Source organism: Dietzia sp. B44, from assembly GCF_014145245.1.
In the GTDB taxonomy this organism is placed as follows: domain Bacteria; phylum Actinomycetota; class Actinomycetes; order Mycobacteriales; family Mycobacteriaceae; genus Dietzia; species Dietzia natronolimnaea.
Genome location: NZ_JAALEF010000338.1, coordinates 1 through 1,843, shown reverse-complemented (window position 1 = coordinate 1,843; position 1,843 = coordinate 1). Strand labels below are relative to the sequence as shown.

The 1,843-nt window shown below is 71.8% G+C and carries 3 protein-coding genes; 2 read left to right on the top strand and 1 reads right to left on the bottom strand.

Features of this window, described 5'->3' with window-relative positions:
- On the top strand, window positions 1-742 hold a 742-nt coding region (locus G6017_RS11380; RefSeq protein ID WP_241731493.1), incomplete at its 5' end, for a lipase family protein.
- Between the two features lie 49 nt (window positions 743-791).
- On the opposite strand, the gene G6017_RS11375 is transcribed toward G6017_RS11380, so the two are convergent.
- The gene (locus tag G6017_RS11375) at window positions 792-1,226 is read right to left on the bottom strand and encodes a nuclear transport factor 2 family protein (protein ID WP_182617426.1); all 435 of its coding nucleotides are present in this window, start codon (window positions 1,224-1,226) and stop codon (window positions 792-794) included.
- Between the two features lie 24 nt (window positions 1,227-1,250).
- Here G6017_RS11375 and G6017_RS11370 point away from each other — a divergent pair, with 24 nt between their 5' ends.
- Window positions 1,251-1,793, top strand: a complete 543-nt coding sequence (locus tag G6017_RS11370; protein WP_182617425.1) for a nuclear transport factor 2 family protein — start codon at window positions 1,251-1,253, stop codon at window positions 1,791-1,793.
- The last annotated feature ends 50 nt before the right edge of the window (window positions 1,794-1,843 follow it).

Sequence of the window (1,843 nt, the reverse complement as noted above, 5' to 3'; positions counted from 1 at the left end):
CTCGGCCCTGGATGCCGCCCGGGCCGCGGTGCGCTTGTCCGGGACCGACCTCGCCCCCGACTCCCCCACGGTCGTGAGCGGGTACTCCCAGGGCGGAGGCGCGGCCGCGGCCGCCGCCGAGATGCAGCCCCAGTACGCACCTGACCTCAACCTGGTGGGGATCGCCGCGGGCGCCCCGCCGTCGGACATGCTCGGCACCCTCGACCGCGTCGACGGCGGCGTCCTCACCGGGGCCGTCGGGTACGCCATCAACGGGATCCTGCAGGTGCACCCCGAGCTGCGTCCGGCGTTCGACCGGCAGCTCAACGACGAGGGCAGGCGCATGCTCGAGGTGACCTCGACGCAGTGCGTCGCCGAGACCGCGTTCGCCTACGGTCTGCGCCGGACCACCGAGTTCACCGCGCACGGCAACTCGCTGGCCGACGCCGCCCGGTCCGAGCCCGAGATCCTGCGGGTCCTGGAGGGCTACAACCTCGGCCGCGTTGCCCCCACGGTCCCCGCGATGGTCCTGATCGGGCGCAACGACGACGTGGTCCCCCACGACACCGCGGTCGACCTGGTGCGGGACTGGTGTGCCCGGGGCGCCACGGTGGAGCTGCGTACCGCGGAGCTACCGGCTCTGGCGCCGGGGCTGGTGATCGACCACGCCCTGCCGATGCTTGCCGAGCGCGCCACCAACGCGCGCTACCTCATGGACCGGGTGCACGGCCTGCCGGCCCCGGACTCCTGCGGCACCGTCTGACGCCGGACCACGGAGGGGACCGCCGGGTGGCGGGCCCCTCCGTCGTCCGTCAGGGCAGGTTGTGGTGGAAGGCCTGCTCCTGCGCGAGGCTGTCGATCCGCCAGCCCTCTGCGGTCCGGACGAACCCGAGCACGTACCAGAGCCCGTAGAAGAACACCTGCTGGTCCTTCTCCTCCACCGGCCGCAGGGCCATCGGGTTGAAGCACATGCAGCGTCCGGTCGCGGTGTCGCCGTCCAGGGTCACCGCGAGATTGCCCATGAGGTGCTGGGTGGAGGCGAAGATCGGCAGCATCTCCGCCAGCCAGGTGCGCACCGCCGGATAGTCGTCCGCGGGGCCGCCCGAGGCCTCGTAACTCACCCGGGCGTCCGGGGTGAACACCCTGTCCAGTCCGTCGAAGTCACGGGCGTCGATACAGGTCGCGTACCTGGTCACCAGGTCCTGGAGGTCCCAGCGATCGGACAGATCGACCAGTGTTCGACTCATGCCCACTAGGCTAACGTGGCCCGCATGCAGTTCGAGCAGGAATCCCGCGCCCGCCAGGCGATAGAGCAGCTCAAGTACCGGTACTGGCGGGCCTGCGACGCCAAGGATCCGGAGGGGTTCCGGGCGTGCTTCGTCGCCGAGGGCGGCCTCCTGGACTTCGGCCCGCTCGGCCGCACCGACCCGGACACGATGGTCGGGATCTTCCGTCAGATCGCCCTGGCCACCGCCTCCGACGGCGGACCCCGCATCCTCGACATGCACCACGGCCTCATGCCCTCCATCGCTGTCGAGGACCCGGCGGACGGTGGCGCGCCGCGGCGCGCCACCGGCACCTGGACGTTGCAGTTCCGTCAGGTGGACCGGGAGAACGGCACCGAGACCCTCTCCACCGGCGAGTACTCCGATGTCTACGTGGTGGAGAGCGGCCGCTGGGTGATGGCCGAGTGCCTGTTCTCCCCGGGGTGGTCGATCACGCGCTCCCTCGACAGCGCGACCGTGACCTTTCCCGAGGTCCACACCGTCCGCGGAGACGAGACGGCAGCCGCGACCGCCGGGGTCGACTCGTGACCGCGCGCGTCGCCCTGGTCACCGGCGCCAGCCGCGGCGTCGGCAGGGGG